Raw genomic sequence first — 14,471 nt, forward strand, 5'->3', positions numbered from 1 at the left:
GGATGCCCAAGCTGATCCATCGCGTCACCACGGTCGTCCGTCGCATCCGGCGGGTCGCGGACGACGTGCTGTCCTTCGAGCTGGCCGACCCCGACGACTGGGACCTGCCGCCCTTCACCGCCGGGGCCCATATCGACGTCCATCTGCCGAACGGCGCGGTCCGCCAGTATTCGCTGCATGGCGACCCGGCCGAGGCCAGGCGCTATCGCATCGCGGTCAAGCGCGAGGCGGCCGGCCGCGGCGGGTCCGCATGCCTGCACCGCGACGTCGCGGAAGGCAGCGTCCTGCCGGTGTCGCTGCCGCGGAACCACTTTCCACTGGCGATGGCGCCGCACCACGTGCTGATCGCCGGCGGCATCGGCATCACGCCGTTCCTGTCGATGATCCCGGCGCTGGCCGCGTCCGGCGCCGGGTTCGAGCTGCATTACTGCACGCGCACGCCGTCGGCCACGCCCTTCCTGGAGCAGCTGGCGCCGCTGGCCGCCGCCGGCCAGGTCCGGCATCATTTCAGCCGCGGCGACGCGCCCGCGCGGCTGGACATCGCGGCGCTGATCGCGGGCCTGCCGGCGGACGCCCATGTCTATTGCTGCGGCCCGGCGGCGATGATCCGCGCCGTCGAGGAGGCGGCCGGGCCTGGCTTCGAGGGCCGCTTCCATGCCGAGCTGTTCGGCCCCGCGGACGGCGCGGCGGGCGACGGCGGCTTCACGGTCGAGCTGGCGCGGTCGCGCCGCAGCATCCCCGTGCCCCCGGGCCGGACCATCCTGGCGGCGCTGCGCGAGGCCGGCGTCGAGATCGGCGCGTCCTGCGAGGCCGGCATCTGCCTGGACTGCAAGACCCGCTACCTGGCCGGCACGCCGGTCCATCGCGACCTGGCGATGCGCGCCGCCGACCGGGCCGAATTCGTCACGCCCTGCGTCTCGGGCTGCGCCGGCCCCAGCCTGGTGCTGGATCTGTGAACGCTGATGCCGGGTGTGCGGGCGTCGGCTGAGTCACGGTGTCCCAGCCGGCAAAGTCTGCTTGCCTCGCTCGGCTTCGGCCGGCACCATGCGGCCCGCGGATTCACCAGAGCGGCGATCGGATGACCCCATCTCGACGCAACGCCGTGCTGGCCATCGTCGCCGGCAGCCTGCTGATGACGGCCGCGCCGGCCACGAATCACCCGGCGCCGGACTTCGCCGTGCCCGCCTCCCCGCTCGTCCCGGGCCTGGCGCTGGGTCCGGAGGTGCCGGACGAGATCCTGCATTCCAGCGACCATGCCTTCGCCGAGCTGCTGGCCGCGGCCGAGAGCAGCCGCGACCCGCTGCAGATGAACAAGGGCGGCTATGCCGGGCTGTTCCAGCTCGGCGAATCGGCGGCGGCGATCGCCGGCATCTACGACCCGGGCGGGCCGCTGTCGGCGGAGGACACGCGCAACCGCTGGCGCGGCACCTTCCACATCCCGGGCTATCCGCAGGTGCGGACGATCGGCGACTTCCTGGACACGCCGGCCGCGCAGATCGCGGCCTTCCGCCTGCACCTGGCCCATCTCGACCGCGAGATCGCGCAGCGCGGCCTGAACCGACATATCGGCGGCTATGTCGCCGGCGTGCCGATCACCTGGGACGGGCTGCGCGCCATGATGCATCTGGGCGGGCCGGACGGCACCGAGCGCTTCATCGCCACCGCCGGCGCCTATGACCCGGCCGACGACAACGGCGTGCGGATCAGCGATTACGGCCGGCGCTTCGCCGGCGTCACCGCGATCCAGCCGACCAAGCCGGCGGTGATCCCGACCGTGGCGACCACCATCGCCGCCCCCAGCCTGGCCGGGGGGCCGATCAAGCCGGCCCCCACCTCGGCCCCTGCCTCGGCCGTCGTCATCCCGACCCTGGTCGCGACCACGCCGTCGCCGCGCCGCCGGCCGTCGGACCGGAACCGGGCGCAACGAAAAAGGGGCGCCCGAGGGCGCCCCTTTCCGAACAACGGATCCGAAGTCGTGCGGATCAGCGCTTGGAGAACTGGAAGCTCCGGCGGGCGCCGGCCTTGCCGTACTTCTTGCGCTCGACCACGCGCGGGTCGCGGGTGAGGAAGCCATGGGCCTTCAGCGCGCCGCGCAGGCCCGGCTCATAGGCCACCAGGGCGCGGCTGAGGCCGTGCCGGACCGCGCCGGCCTGGCCGGAGAGGCCGCCGCCGGTGACGGTGCAGACGACGTCGAACTGGTTCGACCGGTCGCACACCTCGAAGGGCTGCTTCAGCAGCATGCGCAGCACCGGGCGGGCGAAGTAGATCTCCTGGTCGCGGCCATTGACCGTGACCTTGCCGCTACCGGGCTTGATCCAGACGCGGGCGACCGCGTCCTTGCGGCGGCCGGTGCCGTAGGAGCGGCCCTGGGCGTCGCGCTTCGGCTCCACCGGCGCGGCCTCGGCCACGGCGCCTTCGAGGGTCGGCTTCAGATCGGAGAGGGACTGCAGATCGGCCACGGCCTTACCTCTTGTTCTTCGGATTCATGGCAGCGACGTCCAGCACCTCGGGCTGCTGCGCCTCGTGCGGATGCGCCGCACCGGCATAGACCTTGAGGTTGCCCATGACCTTCCGGCCCAGCGGACCGCGGGTGATCATGCGCTCGACCGCCTTCTCGATCACGCGCTCCGGATGGGCGCCGTCGAGGATCTGGCCCTTCGACCGGCCCTTGATGCCGCCGGCATAGCCGGTGTGCCAGTAGAAGACGCTGTCCTGGCGCTTGTTGCCGGTCAGACGGACCTTCTCGGCATTGACGACGATGACGTTGTCGCCGGTGTCGACGTGAGGGGTGAAGGTGGTCTTGTGCTTGCCGCGAAGGCGCATCGCGATGATGCTGGCGAGCCGACCGAGAACGACGCCGTCGGCGTCGACCACGATCCACTTCTTCTCCACCTCGGCGGGCTTGGCGGAATATGTCTTCATGACGGGCCCTTGATCGAGGGTCGGGAACGGATGCCGCCGGCCGCCCTGGGGAGGGCTTCCGGCGAGAGGCCGCTGTCTACGCGTGCGGACCGGCCGCGTCAACGGAAAAAAGCGGCGAAACCACAGTCACTTAGCGTAACGGTATTTGAATACCTTCCGCGTAGGCCGCAGGATCGCAAGCGTTTCCGCAGCATAGCCGCAGTCACGCCGCGGCGAAGCCCTGCATCACCAGCCGCACCAGGTCGGCCTGGCGGCAGGTGCCGGTCTTGCCGAACACGGCCTTGAGATAGCCGCGCAGGGTGTTGACGCTGACGCCCCACTCCGCCGCCAGGCTGCCGATGGTGGCGCCGGAGGCCAGGCGCGACGCCACCTCCGCCTCCCGCGCGGTCAGGCCGAAGGCGGTCATCAGGGCGCGCCCGTCGACCGACCGCGCCTCGTCCGGCGCCGCGATGAAGATCGCCGCGCGGGCCGGGCCGCAGCGCCCGTCCACGGGATCGACGGCGGTGACCGGCGCCACCGTCAGCACCAGCGGCGCGCGGCCCTGCGGGTCCGACAGGCACAGCCGGGTCGAGGCCGCGGCGGCGCCGCGCGCCAGGGCGCCCTCCGCCGGCCGCGCCAGGATCGCCGCCATCGCCGCCACCATCTGGCGCAGCAGCCCGGTCTCGGCGGGCAGCGCCGCGGCGACCCCGGCCGAGGACAGACGCAGGCCGCGATGCTGCCGCCCGATCTCCTCCGCCCGCCGGTTGACGAACAGCGGCCGGCACTCGCGGTCGACCAGGATCACGCCGGACTCCAGCGCATCCAGGGCCGCCTGGCTGCCCGCCACCAGCAGCTCGCTGGCGGCCAGCCGCCGGCGCAGCCGCTCAGCCGCCGCGAAATGCGGCATCACGAGCTGCAGCGCCGTCAGCTCCGCCGGCTCGAAGTCCCGCATCTGCCGCGGGCGGCAGACCGCGACCATGCGCGAGCTCAGGCGGCCCTGCCACGCGTAGACGCCGGCGCGGAAGCCGTTCATCGGCCGCACCACCTCGTTGTACATCTCGGTCCGCAGGAAATCGGCATCGGCGATCAGGCTGGACGACGCCACCGCGCGCCGCGCCGGGATCGACTGCAGCCAGTCCGCCGCCGCGCCGCCGTCGCCCGCCGCCTCGGCCAGGCGCCTGACGGCGCCGCCATCGACCCCGACGCCGAGCCCCGCGGCGGGCCGACCCGCCTCGCGGGTCAGCAGCACCGCATGGTCGGCCCCGACCAGGCCGCGCAGGATGCCGAGGCTGTCCGCCCAGCCCTCCGGCCTCGCGGCCGCGTCATAGATCCGCTCGACCGCACCGAACACCGCCTCCGCCTGCATGCCCCCGCCCCGAATGCCTTATTGAAATCGCATGGCTCCGCAACGGCCCCAGAAGACGGGCGGAAGATGGCAATCCTCGGGACCGGATTGTGGCCGCCCTGCCATAACTGGTATGACGGTTAGTATTGCGACAGGATGACAGTCCTTTCGCACCGGCATCGAGCCGACATCGGTCCCCTGAGGCGCGGTGCGCCGGGGCTGGGCGCGCCATCGGCGGAAGCGGTCTCCTCAGGCCTGGGGGGGAATCGAATAGGTGCCGGTGGCATGGGCCACCGGCTCCGGCTCGCCTTCCGAGAACAGCAGCACCTCGCCATAGGCGAGGCGCTTGCCGAGCTTGAGCAGCCGGGCCTCGGCCACCACCGGCACCAGCGCCGGGCGGCGCAGGAAGTTGATCGCCATCGAGGTGGTGACCGCCAGCTCGACCCGGCCGATGCGGCTGAGCACCGCGGCGTAGAGCGCCACGTCGGCCAGGCCGAACAGGGCCGGGCCGGTGATGGTGCCGCCGGGCCGCACGAAGTCCTCGCGGCAGGGCATCACCAGCGTCGCCGTGCCGGCACCCAGCGCCGTGACCGTCACCCCGAAGGCGCCGATCAGCGGCACGCCGTCGCGGATGATCGCCTCCACCACCTCGGCCTCGATCGCCGGCTGCATCGCCGCCCTCCTCTCCCGGTTCCCGCCAGTAGGGCCGAGCGCGACGGCGGCCGCAAGCCTCGGCTGCCCGGCATGGGCCTGGCGGCGAGTGGAGGCTTCAGATCGGCTCGCCTCGGTTGGCGCCGTCAGGCGGCGGCGCGGCTCCGGCGCGCATCGCTCACCGTGAGCCAGATCGCCGAGACCAGGAAGTAGAAGGCGCCGAACGCGGCATAGGGGGCGATGGCGGCGATGCCGACGGCCTCGGCGCCCCCGGCCTGCTTGAGAAAGAACAGCCCGGCCAGGGCCGACTGGGCGCCGCTCAGGATCATCGCCCATTGCGCGCCATACGACGCCCAGCGCCTGACGGCGGTGGCGAGCTGGAAGGCGCCGGCCAGCACGGCCCAGACGCCGTAGACGCCGAGCACGGCGTTCATGCCGCGACCCAGGGCGATGGCGACGGCGATCGCGGTGAGCACGCTGATGCCGGCGTTCAGCATCTGGGTCCGGTTGCGGCCCAGCCCGCCGGAGCGCCGGGCGTCGACCAGGTTCGCGAGGGCATCCCACGCCGGATAGGCGACCAGCATGACGGCCGACAGCTGCGGCATGTCCTTCGCCGCCGTGAAGGCCAGGGCGACCCAGGCCGCCGCGACCGCGAACCGGATGGTGTAGTAGCGCTTGAGCCAGCCGGATGACGGCGCGGCGGGCTGGGAATCGGTGATCGGAAGCTGCATGTCCATTCTCCAGAAGTTATCTACCTACTAGAAGGTAGATAACTTTCGATCAATCACTTTCTGGGGCGCCGAGACCGGTTGCCGCAGGCCGGGCCTCCATCGTCGCTCCCCTCGAAAGCCGATCCGGCCGGTCGAGCCGGCGGCAAGTGCCCTCGAGGAGACGCGGGCGACGTCCGGGCGCGGCTTCGCCACAGCCGCAAATGACGGCGTGGGTTGAGCGGTCCTGCCAACCCTCACCGTCATCGCGAGCCCCGAAGGGGGCGTGGCGATCCAGGTCGGCGCCGGCTCATGCGGTGGGATGGATTGCTTCGCTGCGCTCGCAATGACGGTCCGGTTGGAGCCGTCCCCGCCAACCCTCACCGTCATCGCGAGCCCGGAGGGCGTGGCGATCCAGGTTGGCGCCGGCCGCGCCGGTTAAGGTCACGCAATGTTTCATTGCGCGGCCTCGCGATCTTGTTCATGATACGTTCCATGCAAAGAGGTGCGGAATCCGATCTCGACGTCCAGGCCTATTGCCGCAGCCTCGCGCTGCAGCAGATCCAGATGCTCACCCGCCTGGCCGAGATCGCCATGCAGCTCGCCGAGGCCGAAGGCGCCCGCGCCGTCGCCGCCCAGGCCAGGGCCGCCCAGCCCAAGGCCGATGAGGTCGTGGTGCAGGACGCCCGGGCCGAGGCGCAGGAGGCCGGGCTGGCCTTCAGCCGCTTCTCCCGCTCGGTGCAGCGCTCGCTGGCCCTGCGCGCCCGTGCCGCCGACCGGCTGTGCGCCGACGAACGGATCGCCGCCGCCGCCCGCGAGGCCGGCCGCCAGGCCCGCCGCGCCCGCCAGCGCGAGGAGGTCGAGGAGATCATGGCCAGCATGATCGGCGACGAGGTCCGGGATCCGCGCCGCCGCCGCCGGCTGGAGGAGGATCTCGAGATGCGGCTCGACAGCCTCTACGACGACGTGGCGGTGCGGGTCGAGGACCGGGCGATCGGCGCGGTGCTGGCCGGGCTGTGCTGCGGCCTGGGCCTGGCCGAGGAATGGCGCCGCTGGGGCGTCCGCAGCTGGCCCGCCACGCCGCGGCCGCCCCGGCCGGCCGGCGACCCCGAAACGGTCGAGGCCGAGCGGGCCGGGCGCCGGCGCGCGGTCGCCGCCGCCATGGGCCGGGCCTTCGCCGAGATCACGGACACGCCCCGGCTGGAAGCGCTACGGGCCCTGCTCGCCGTCCGGATGCAGGAGCCCGAGGTCGTCGCCTGGCTCGACACCGAGACCACCGCCACCATCGCCGAGCGCATCTGCTGCTCCCTCGGCCTCGGCACCTATCGCGACATCCCGGACGGTCACGACACCGGGTGACCGGCCTCTCCCCCGTTCACGGCTGTTTCATCCGACGATCCTCGGGGTAGAGTGCGTCCGCACCGACCGGCCCGAGGAACCGCCATGTCCGCCGACCCGCTGCCCGCTGGCTCGACGCCAATCGGCCCGAAGCCCCCCGCCCCTGCGGCGGCGAGCGGCCTGCTGCTGCGGCACGATGCCGACGGCGTCGCCGTGCTGACCCTGAACCGGCCGGCGGCGCGCAACGCCCTGTCCCTGGCGCTGATGCTGGCGCTGGAGACGGAGCTGCAGGCGATCCGCCAGGACGAGTCGGTCAAGGCGGTTGTGCTGGCCGCTGCCGGCCCGGTGTTCTGCGCCGGCCACGACCTGAAGGAGCTGCGCGGCGACCCGAGCCGCGCGCATTACGAACGCATCTTCGCCCAATGCTCGGCCCTGATGCTGGCCATCACCCGGCTGCCCAAGCCGGTGATCGCGCAGGTGCAGGGCATGGCCACCGCCGCCGGCTGCCAGCTGGTCGCGACCTGCGACCTGGCCGTCGCCGCCGCCGAGGCGCGCTTCGCCACGCCCGGCGTGAATATCGGCCTGTTCTGCTCCACCCCCATGGTCGCGCTGTCGCGCGCCGTCGGCCGCAAGCCGGCGATGGAGATGCTGCTGACCGGCGACCCGGTCACGGCCGGGCGGGCGCGCGAGCTGGGCCTGGTCAACCGGGTGGTGCCGGCGGAGCGGCTGGCGGAGGAGGCGATGGGCCTGGCCCGGCAGATCGGGGCCAAGTCGCCGCTGACCCTGGCGATCGGCAAGGAAGCCTTCTACGAGCAGGCCGAGATGGGGCTGCAGGGAGCCTATGAGTATGCGAGCGAGGTCATGACCCGGAACATGCTGGCCCGAGACGCCGAGGAAGGCATCGATGCCTTCCTGGAGAAGCGCCCGCCCGTCTGGCAGGGGCGCTGAGCGGCGATGGATCACGAGCGCCCCATGACCCACGAACGCCCCATGACCCACGAACGCTACGACGACGCCTATCTGCGCGGCATCCTGCGCGAGGTGAAGACCATCGCCATGGTCGGCGCCAGCCCGAACTGGAACCGCCCCAGCTATTTCGCCATGACCTATCTGCAGGGCAAGGGCTACCGCGTCATCCCGGTGAATCCCGGCGTGGCCGGCCAGACCATCCTGAAGGAGACGGTGTATGCCAGCCTGGCCGAGGTGCCGGTGCCGGTCGACATGGTCGACATCTTCCGCAACAGCGAGGCCGCGGCGGGCGTGGTGGACGCGGCGCTGGCCCTGCCGGTGCGGCCGAAGGTGATCTGGATGCAGCTGGGCGTGCGCAACGACGCCGCCGCGGCGAAGGCGGAGGCCGCCGGCATCCGGGTGGTGATGAACCGCTGCCCGAAGATCGAATGGGCGCGGCTGAACGGCGAGCTGAGCTGGATGGGCACCTCGTCGCGCGTGATTTCGTCGAAGATCCAGAAAAGAGGGTGAGGATCATGTCCGAGAGTAACGGCGGCCCGGGCTTCGAGACGCTGGCGATCCATGCCGGCGCGCGGCCCGACCCGACCACCGGCGCGCGGCAGACGCCGATCTACCAGACCACCTCCTACGTGTTCGAGGATGTCGACCACGCCGCCTCGCTGTTCAACCTGCAGAAGCTGGGCTTCATCTACAGCCGCCTGACCAACCCGACCGTGTCGGTGCTGGAGGAGCGCATGGCCTCGCTGGAGGGCGGGGTCGGCGCCACCGCCACCTCCTCCGGCCACGCCGCGCAGCTGCTGGCCCTGTTCCCGTTCATGGAGCCAGGGGCCGAGATCGTCGCCGCCAACAAGCTGTATGGCGGGTCGATCAACCAGCTCGGCAACAGCTTCAAGCGCGCCTTCGGCTGGGTCACCCATTTCGTCGATGTGGGCGATGTGGAGAACATCCGCCGCGCCGCCAACGAGAAGACCAAGGCGATCTTCGTCGAGAGCCTGGCCAATCCCGGCGGCGTGATCAGCGACCTGGAGGCGATCGCCGCCGTGGCGCGCGAGCTGGGCGTGCCGCTGATCGTCGACAACACCATGGCGACGCCCTATCTGTGCCGGCCGATCGAGCACGGCGCCGACATCGTCGTCCACTCCACCACCAAGTTCCTGTCCGGCAACGGCACCTCGGTCGGCGGCGTGGTGGTGGATTCCGGCCGCTTCAACTGGGCCCAGTCCGACAAGTTCAAGGGCCTGACCGCCGAGGAGCCGGGCTATCACGGGCTGCGCTTCTTCGAGACGTTCGGCGACCTGGCCTACACCTTCTACGGCCATGCCGTCGGCCTGCGCGACCTGGGCACCAACCAGCAGCCGCTGAACGCCTTCCTGACCCTGCTGGGCATCGAGACGCTGTCGCTGCGGATGGACCGGCACATCGAGAATGCGCAGAAGGTGGCGGAGTTCCTGTCGACCCACCCGGCGGTGGAGTGGGTGAACTATGCCGGCCTGCCGGGCTCGAAGTACCACGCTTTGGCCAAGAAGTACCTGCCGCGCGGCGCCGGCGCCGTCTTCACCTTCGGCGTCAAGGGCGGCTTCGACGCCGGCGTGAAGGTGGTGGAGGGGGTGGAGCTGCTAAGCCACCTGGCCAATATCGGCGACGCCAGGTCGCTGATCATCCACCCGGCCTCGACCACCCACCGCCAGCTGACGCCGGAGGGGCTGAAGGCCGCCGGCGCCGGGCCGGAGGTGATCCGCCTGTCGATCGGCCTGGAATCGGTCGGCGACATCATCGCCGACCTCGACCAGGCGCTGCGGGCGGCGACCGGGGCCTGAGCCTCCGCATCGGCCGGGCCCGCGCCGCGGGGCCCGGCCGATGCGAACGGACGGCGGCGATGCCCTTTACTCCTGCTCCCGACACATATAATGATAGGTTTTAGTCAATTTTTGACTGATTCATGCGTTCGCGCATTTTCGTTGGGGGATAGTGATGAAGCGATTTGTAGTGGCGCTCGCCGCGGCGGCGAGCCTGAGCGCCTGTTCTTCCATCATCGAGGGCACATCCCAGGAGATCGCGGTCAACACCAACCCGTCCGGGGCGCAGTGTCAGCTGCAGCGGGAAGGCACGGTGATCGCGACCATCCCGGCGACGCCGGCGGCGACGACCATCAAGAAGACCAAGCACGACATCACGATCTCCTGCGACAAGGTGGGGTACCAGACGGCGACCTTCCTGAACAAATCGGATGTGGCCGGGGCGACGGTCGGCAACGTCATCCTGGGCGGCGGCATCGGCTGGGCGATCGATTCCGCCAGCGGCGCCGACAACAAATACACCTCGCCGGTGAACATCACCCTGGTGCCCGCTGTGGCCGGCGTGACGGTTCCCGGCGCGACGGCGCCCCGGCCGAACACCGTCGTTCCCGGGCTGCAGATGAAGCCGGTCGGCTCCTGACATCGCTAGCGAGCGCCGGCACCTTCCAGCAGCCGGCGCTCGCGGGCGAAGATCGCGGCGATCGCGTCCATCGCCAGCCGCAGCCGGGGCGAGCGGCGGAGGTCCTCATGGATGCCGATCCAGATCTCGCGGCTGCCGACGCCGTCCTGGTCCGCCTCGACGCAGGCGAGGCCGGGATCGCCCTCGCCGACGAAGCACGGCAGGGCGGCGATGCCGATGCCGGCACGGGCGGCCTGGAACAGCGTCGTCATGTCGTTGCTGCGCAGCACCAGCGGCCGCGACCCGGCGAAGGCGAGCAGCCAGCGGTGCTGCGGCAGCTCGCCCGCGGATTCGTCGTCGCCCAGGAACACCCAGTCCTCCGGCCGCCGGCCCGCCAGGTAGGACGGCGCGGCGTAGAGGCCGAAGGCCATGGTGCCGACCCGGCGCGCCACGGCGCCATGCTCGGCCGGCCGCGACAGGCGCAGCACCAGGTCGGCCTCGCGCTGGCCCAGCATCGCCGCCCGCTTCTCGCCGATCAGGGTCAGGACGAGGCCGGGATGGGCGGCCAGGACCGGGCCCAGCCGCGGCGCCAGGAAGTGGTTGGCCAGGAAGGGCGGGGCCGAGACCGCGACCGGCCCGGCGACGCCGGTGCCGCCGGCGGCGCGGCGGGCGAAGGCCAGCGCCTCCTCCTCTAGCCGCCCGGCATCGTCGACCAGGCGCTCGCCCTCGGCGGTCAGGCGCCAGCCGCGCGGCAGCCGGTCGAACAGCCGGGTGCCCAGCGCCGCCTCCAGCGCATCGACCCGGCGGGCGACGGTGGTGTGCTCGACGCCGAGCCGGCGCGAGGCGGCGGAGAGCGACCCGGCCCGCGCCAGGGCCAGGAAGTAGCGGACGTCACCCCATTCCATCCGTGCAGTCTTGCACGGATCCCGTGCGATCTCCCGGAATTCCGCACGGATCGTGACCGATCCATCCTCGGCCGACCCAACCGAGGAGGCCGCATGTCCACGACCACCAGCACCCGCGCCATCCGCATCCACGCCCCTGGCGGGCCGGAGGCGCTGTCGCTCGACACCGTGTCCCTGGCCGAGCCGGGCCCGGGCGAGATCCTGGTGCGGCAGGCCTTCTCCGGGGTCAATTTCGTCGACATCTACCACCGCACCGGCCTGTACGGTCAGCCGGCCCTACCCGCCGGGCTGGGCGTCGAGGGCGCCGGCACGGTCGAGCGGGTGGGGCCGGGCGTCGCCGGGCTGCGCGAGGGCGACCGCATCGCCTATGCCGGGCTGCCCGCCGGCAGCTATGCCGGGCATCGGCTGCTGCCGGCCGAGCGCGCCATCCGCCTGCCCGACGGCATCGGCTTCGACGTCGCCGCCGCGGTGCTGGTGCGCGGCCTGACCGCCCATATGCTGTTCGAGCGGGTGCGGCCGCTCAGGCCCGGCGACACGGTGCTGATCCAGGCCGCGGCCGGCGGCGTCGGCGTGATCGCGACGCAATGGGCCAGGCGGCGCGGCGCCACCGTGATCGGCACGGTCGGCGACGCCCGCAAGGCGGAGGTGGCCAAGGCGCATGGCGCCGACCACGTCATCCTCTACCGCGAGACCGACTTCGTCGCCGCGGTGCGCGAGATCACCGGCGGCCGCGGCGCCGACATGGCGATCGACGGCGTCGGCGGCGACACGCTGCTGCGGACCTTCGACGCCATGGCGCCCTACGGGCTGGTCGCCAGCCTCGGCCAGGTCGGCGGCAGCCTGCCGACCATCGATGTCGGCGAGCTCGGCCCGGCCCGGTCGATCGCCCTGGCCCGGCCCAGCGTGCTGCGCCATTACCTGCCCGACCCGGCGATCTATCCCCGCGCCGCGGCCGAGGTGCTGGCCGAGGTCGAGGCCGGGCTGCGGCCGCTGATCGGCGCCGTCTACCCCCTGGCCGAGGCGGCCGAGGCCCACCGGGCGCTGGAGGCCGGCCGCACCAGCGGGTCGGTGCTGCTGGAGGTCTAGCGGAAGCCGTACAGCCGGGCCGGGTTGGCCGCCAGGACGGCGTCGCGCTGCGCCGGGTCGGGCACCCAGTCGGCCAGCAGGTCGAGCAGCGCGCCGACATTCGGCATGTCGCCGGGATGGGCGACATGCGGCCAGTCGCTGCCCCACACCATCCGGTCCGGCGCGGCCTCGACCAAGGCGCGGGCGAAGGGGGTCGTGTCGGCATAGGGCGATCCGGCGGTCGAGACGCGGAAGGCGCCGGACAGCTTGACCCAACCCTGGCCCCGCCGCAGCAGGCCGAGCAGCGCCTGGAAGCCCGGATGGCCGGTCCCGGCCGAGGCCGGCATGTGGCCCATATGGTCGATGACGAAAGGCACCGGCAGCCGCTCCAGCCGCGGCGCCAGCTCCGGCAGCGTGCGGGCGTCGAGCAGGAACTGCAGGTGCCAGCCCAGCTCGCGGCAGCGGTCGCCGAGGCGCTCGAGCTGGTCGAAGCCGACGCCGCCGCCGAACAGCACGTTGAGGCGCAGGCCGACCACGCCGGCCTCCTTCAGCCGGGCCAGTTCGGCGTCGGACACGCCGGCATCGACCACGGCGATGCCGCGCAGCCGGCCGCGGTTGGCCTCCAGCGTCTCCACCATCAGCCGGTTGTCGGTGCCGTGGACGCTGACCTGGACCAGCACGCCGCGCGCCATGCCGACGGCATCGAGCATGCCGAGATAGGCGGCGGGCGGCGCCTCTGGCGGGGTGTAGCTGCGGCTGGCCACCAGCGGATAGTCGGGAAGACCGCCGATGACATGGGCGTGGGTGTCGCAGGCGCCCGCCGGCAGGGCGATCCGGCGCGGCGGCCGGGGCGCCGGGTCCGGGCCCTGGCACAGCGGCGCGGTGGGCAGCGGCTCAGCCATCGGCATGCAGGGTCTTCCCCTTGGTCTCGGGCAGAGCCAAAGCGGCGAGGAACAGCAGGGCGTAGGCGCCGATGGCGAAGATCGCGATCGCCTGGCCCAGCGACATGCTGGCGCTGAGATAGCCGACCAGCATCGGGAACAGGGCGCCGACGCCACGGCCGAAATTGTAGGCGAAGCCCTGGCCGGAGCCGCGTACCCGGGTCGGGAACAGCTCGGTCAGGAAGGCGCCGACGCCGCTGAAATAGCCGGAGCCGAAGAAGCCGAGCGGGAAGCCCAGCAGCAGCACCATCTCGTTGCTGAGGTTGAGGCTGGTATAGGCGAACACCATGACGATGGCGCACAGCGAGAACACGAAGAACAGCCGCTTCCGCCCGATCCGGTCGGCGAGATAGGCGCCGACCAGATAGCCGGTGAACGACCCGGCGATGACGACGGCGAGGTAGCCGCTGCTGCCGATGTCGGACAGGCCCTGGCCCTTGAGGTAGCTCGGCAGCCAGGTGGTGATGGCGTAGTAGCCGCCCTGGGCCCCGGTGGTCAGCAGCGAGGTCAGGATCGTGGTCTTCAGGACCGGGCCGGAGAAGATCTCCAGCAGGCCGGGCCGGTCGCCGGTCTCGGCGATGCGGCGCTGCGTCTCGGCGAACACCGGCGGCTCGTCGACGAAGCGGCGCAGGAAGAACACCAGGATCGCCGGCAGGATGCCGATGAAGAACAGGTAGCGCCAGGCGACGGACGGGTCGAAGGCCAGGAACAGCACCGTCTTGGCGATCAGCGCCACCGCCCAGCCGATGGCCCAGCCCGACTGCACCGTGCCCACCGCCTTGCCGCGATGCTCCGCGCGGATCACCTCACCCATCAGCACGGCGCCGGCCGCCCATTCGCCGCCGAAGCCGAAGCCCATCAGGGCGCGGGCGATCAGCAGCTGCTCGAAGTTCTGGGCGAAGCCGCTGAGGAAGGTGAAGACCGAGAACCACAGGATGGTCAGCTGCAGCGTCCGCACCCGGCCAATGCGATCGGCCAGCAGGCCGGCGAGCCAGCCGCCGACGGCGGAGCACAAGAGCGTCACCGTCGCGATCTGGCCGGCCTGGGCGTTGGTCAGGCTCCACAGCGCGACGATGGTCGGGATCACGAAGGAATAGATCTGGACGTCCATCGCGTCCAGGCCCCAGCCGGCGAAGCAGGCCCAGAACGTCCGCCGCTCCGGCGGTGCCATCTCCTGGAACCAGGCGGTCGGGCTGGTGTCGGCCGTCTCCGTCGTCATGCTGCCCCCTCGTCG

The 14,471-nt window shown here is 71.9% G+C and carries 16 protein-coding genes; 8 read left to right on the forward strand and 8 right to left on the reverse strand.

What is annotated here, in order from left to right:
• The first annotated feature begins 2 nt into the window (after nucleotides 1-2).
• Together BWR60_RS12175 and BWR60_RS12180 are read left to right on the forward strand one after the other, a co-directional pair.
• Nucleotides 3-956: a PDR/VanB family oxidoreductase gene (locus tag BWR60_RS12175; RefSeq protein WP_088151288.1), complete on the forward strand. Its 954-nt coding sequence runs from the start codon at nucleotides 3-5 to the stop codon at nucleotides 954-956.
• A 122-nt stretch (nucleotides 957-1,078) separates the two neighbouring features.
• A complete protein-coding gene (locus BWR60_RS12180) occupies nucleotides 1,079-2,065 on the forward strand; it encodes a hypothetical protein (protein WP_144445603.1) in 987 nt (328 codons plus the stop codon).
• Here BWR60_RS12180 and rpsI read toward each other — a convergent pair.
• The 5 genes from rpsI to BWR60_RS12205 form a co-directional block, all read right to left on the reverse strand.
• The gene (gene rpsI / locus BWR60_RS12185) at nucleotides 1,983-2,459 is read right to left on the reverse strand and encodes a 30S ribosomal protein S9 (RefSeq protein ID WP_088151290.1); all 477 of its coding nucleotides are present in this window, start codon (nucleotides 2,457-2,459) and stop codon (nucleotides 1,983-1,985) included. The two genes, BWR60_RS12180 and rpsI, sit on opposite strands and share 83 nt — an antisense overlap.
• A gap of 4 nt (nucleotides 2,460-2,463) precedes the next feature.
• Nucleotides 2,464-2,922, reverse strand: coding sequence for a 50S ribosomal protein L13 (gene rplM, locus BWR60_RS12190; RefSeq protein WP_088151291.1), 459 nt, complete (start codon nucleotides 2,920-2,922; stop codon nucleotides 2,464-2,466).
• A 202-nt stretch (nucleotides 2,923-3,124) separates the two neighbouring features.
• Nucleotides 3,125-4,267, reverse strand: coding sequence for a helix-turn-helix transcriptional regulator (locus BWR60_RS12195; RefSeq protein WP_088151292.1), 1,143 nt, complete (start codon nucleotides 4,265-4,267; stop codon nucleotides 3,125-3,127).
• A gap of 228 nt (nucleotides 4,268-4,495) precedes the next feature.
• Nucleotides 4,496-4,918: a PaaI family thioesterase gene (locus BWR60_RS12200; protein ID WP_088151293.1), complete on the reverse strand. Its 423-nt coding sequence runs from the start codon at nucleotides 4,916-4,918 to the stop codon at nucleotides 4,496-4,498.
• A 125-nt stretch (nucleotides 4,919-5,043) separates the two neighbouring features.
• Nucleotides 5,044-5,628, reverse strand: a complete 585-nt coding sequence (locus BWR60_RS12205; protein WP_088151358.1) for a DUF308 domain-containing protein — start codon at nucleotides 5,626-5,628, stop codon at nucleotides 5,044-5,046.
• Between the two features lie 471 nt (nucleotides 5,629-6,099).
• On the opposite strand from BWR60_RS12205, the gene BWR60_RS12210 reads away from it, so the two are divergent.
• The 5 genes from BWR60_RS12210 to BWR60_RS12230 all read left to right on the forward strand — a co-directional run bounded on the left by BWR60_RS12210 (nucleotide 6,100) and on the right by BWR60_RS12230 (nucleotide 10,347).
• Nucleotides 6,100-6,963 (forward strand): hypothetical protein, encoded by an 864-nt coding sequence (locus BWR60_RS12210; protein WP_088151294.1) that lies wholly within the window; start codon nucleotides 6,100-6,102, stop codon nucleotides 6,961-6,963.
• An 84-nt stretch (nucleotides 6,964-7,047) separates the two neighbouring features.
• Entirely contained in the window at nucleotides 7,048-7,890 is an 843-nt protein-coding gene (locus BWR60_RS12215) for an enoyl-CoA hydratase (protein WP_088151295.1), read from the forward strand.
• Between the two features lie 24 nt (nucleotides 7,891-7,914).
• Nucleotides 7,915-8,421, forward strand: a complete 507-nt coding sequence (locus tag BWR60_RS12220; RefSeq protein WP_218823466.1) for a CoA-binding protein — start codon at nucleotides 7,915-7,917, stop codon at nucleotides 8,419-8,421.
• A gap of 5 nt (nucleotides 8,422-8,426) precedes the next feature.
• Complete coding sequence (locus BWR60_RS12225) at nucleotides 8,427-9,728, forward strand: O-acetylhomoserine aminocarboxypropyltransferase (RefSeq protein WP_088151297.1); 1,302 nt, start codon at nucleotides 8,427-8,429, stop codon at nucleotides 9,726-9,728.
• Nucleotides 9,729-9,882: 154 nt separating this feature from the next.
• Entirely contained in the window at nucleotides 9,883-10,347 is a 465-nt protein-coding gene (locus BWR60_RS12230) for a hypothetical protein (protein ID WP_144445604.1), read from the forward strand.
• 5 nt (nucleotides 10,348-10,352) lie between these two features.
• Here BWR60_RS12230 and BWR60_RS12235 read toward each other — a convergent pair whose 3' ends face one another.
• A complete protein-coding gene (locus tag BWR60_RS12235; protein ID WP_088151299.1) occupies nucleotides 10,353-11,231 on the reverse strand; it encodes a LysR family transcriptional regulator in 879 nt (292 codons plus the stop codon).
• A gap of 93 nt (nucleotides 11,232-11,324) precedes the next feature.
• Here BWR60_RS12235 and BWR60_RS12240 point away from each other — a divergent pair, with 93 nt between their 5' ends.
• Nucleotides 11,325-12,317 carry a quinone oxidoreductase family protein gene (locus tag BWR60_RS12240; RefSeq protein ID WP_088151300.1) on the forward strand — a complete coding sequence of 331 codons (993 nt, stop codon included), beginning with the start codon at nucleotides 11,325-11,327 and terminating at the stop codon, nucleotides 12,315-12,317.
• On the opposite strand, the gene BWR60_RS12245 is transcribed toward BWR60_RS12240, so the two are convergent.
• Together BWR60_RS12245 and BWR60_RS12250 are read right to left on the reverse strand one after the other, a co-directional pair.
• Entirely contained in the window at nucleotides 12,314-13,204 is an 891-nt protein-coding gene (locus BWR60_RS12245) for an amidohydrolase family protein (protein ID WP_230983030.1), read from the reverse strand. The genes BWR60_RS12240 and BWR60_RS12245 overlap by 4 nt on opposite strands.
• On the reverse strand, nucleotides 13,191-14,456 hold the full coding sequence (locus tag BWR60_RS12250; RefSeq protein WP_088151301.1) for an MFS transporter: 1,266 nt from the start codon (nucleotides 14,454-14,456) through the stop codon (nucleotides 13,191-13,193). Before BWR60_RS12250 ends, BWR60_RS12245 begins: the two co-directional genes overlap by 14 nt.
• Nucleotides 14,457-14,471: the final 15 nt, after the last annotated feature.

This window comes from Inquilinus limosus (assembly GCF_002195995.1).
Taxonomy (GTDB): Bacteria; Pseudomonadota; Alphaproteobacteria; order DSM-16000; family Inquilinaceae; genus Inquilinus; species Inquilinus limosus_C.

What these genes read in the sequence shown, in the direction of transcription:
- BWR60_RS12240 (WP_088151300.1), top strand. Translation starts at nt 11,325, where the DNA reads ATGTCCACGACCACCAGCACCCGCGCCATCCGCATCCACGCCCCTGGC.
- BWR60_RS12245 (WP_230983030.1), bottom strand. Translation starts at nt 13,204, where the DNA reads ATGCCGATGGCTGAGCCGCTGCCCACCGCGCCGCTGTGCCAGGGCCCG.
- BWR60_RS12235 (WP_088151299.1), bottom strand. Translation starts at nt 11,231, where the DNA reads ATGGAATGGGGTGACGTCCGCTACTTCCTGGCCCTGGCGCGGGCCGGG.
- BWR60_RS12250 (WP_088151301.1), bottom strand. Translation starts at nt 14,456, where the DNA reads ATGACGACGGAGACGGCCGACACCAGCCCGACCGCCTGGTTCCAGGAG.
- rplM (WP_088151291.1), bottom strand. Translation starts at nt 2,922, where the DNA reads ATGAAGACATATTCCGCCAAGCCCGCCGAGGTGGAGAAGAAGTGGATC.
- BWR60_RS12200 (WP_088151293.1), bottom strand. Translation starts at nt 4,918, where the DNA reads ATGCAGCCGGCGATCGAGGCCGAGGTGGTGGAGGCGATCATCCGCGAC.
- BWR60_RS12225 (WP_088151297.1), top strand. Translation starts at nt 8,427, where the DNA reads ATGTCCGAGAGTAACGGCGGCCCGGGCTTCGAGACGCTGGCGATCCAT.
- BWR60_RS12205 (WP_088151358.1), bottom strand. Translation starts at nt 5,628, where the DNA reads ATGCAGCTTCCGATCACCGATTCCCAGCCCGCCGCGCCGTCATCCGGC.
- BWR60_RS12180 (WP_144445603.1), top strand. Translation starts at nt 1,079, where the DNA reads ATGACCCCATCTCGACGCAACGCCGTGCTGGCCATCGTCGCCGGCAGC.
- BWR60_RS12175 (WP_088151288.1), top strand. Translation starts at nt 3, where the DNA reads ATGCCCAAGCTGATCCATCGCGTCACCACGGTCGTCCGTCGCATCCGG.
- BWR60_RS12215 (WP_088151295.1), top strand. Translation starts at nt 7,048, where the DNA reads ATGTCCGCCGACCCGCTGCCCGCTGGCTCGACGCCAATCGGCCCGAAG.
- BWR60_RS12230 (WP_144445604.1), top strand. Translation starts at nt 9,883, where the DNA reads ATGAAGCGATTTGTAGTGGCGCTCGCCGCGGCGGCGAGCCTGAGCGCC.
- BWR60_RS12220 (WP_218823466.1), top strand. Translation starts at nt 7,915, where the DNA reads ATGACCCACGAACGCCCCATGACCCACGAACGCTACGACGACGCCTAT.
- BWR60_RS12195 (WP_088151292.1), bottom strand. Translation starts at nt 4,267, where the DNA reads ATGCAGGCGGAGGCGGTGTTCGGTGCGGTCGAGCGGATCTATGACGCG.
- BWR60_RS12210 (WP_088151294.1), top strand. Translation starts at nt 6,100, where the DNA reads ATGCAAAGAGGTGCGGAATCCGATCTCGACGTCCAGGCCTATTGCCGC.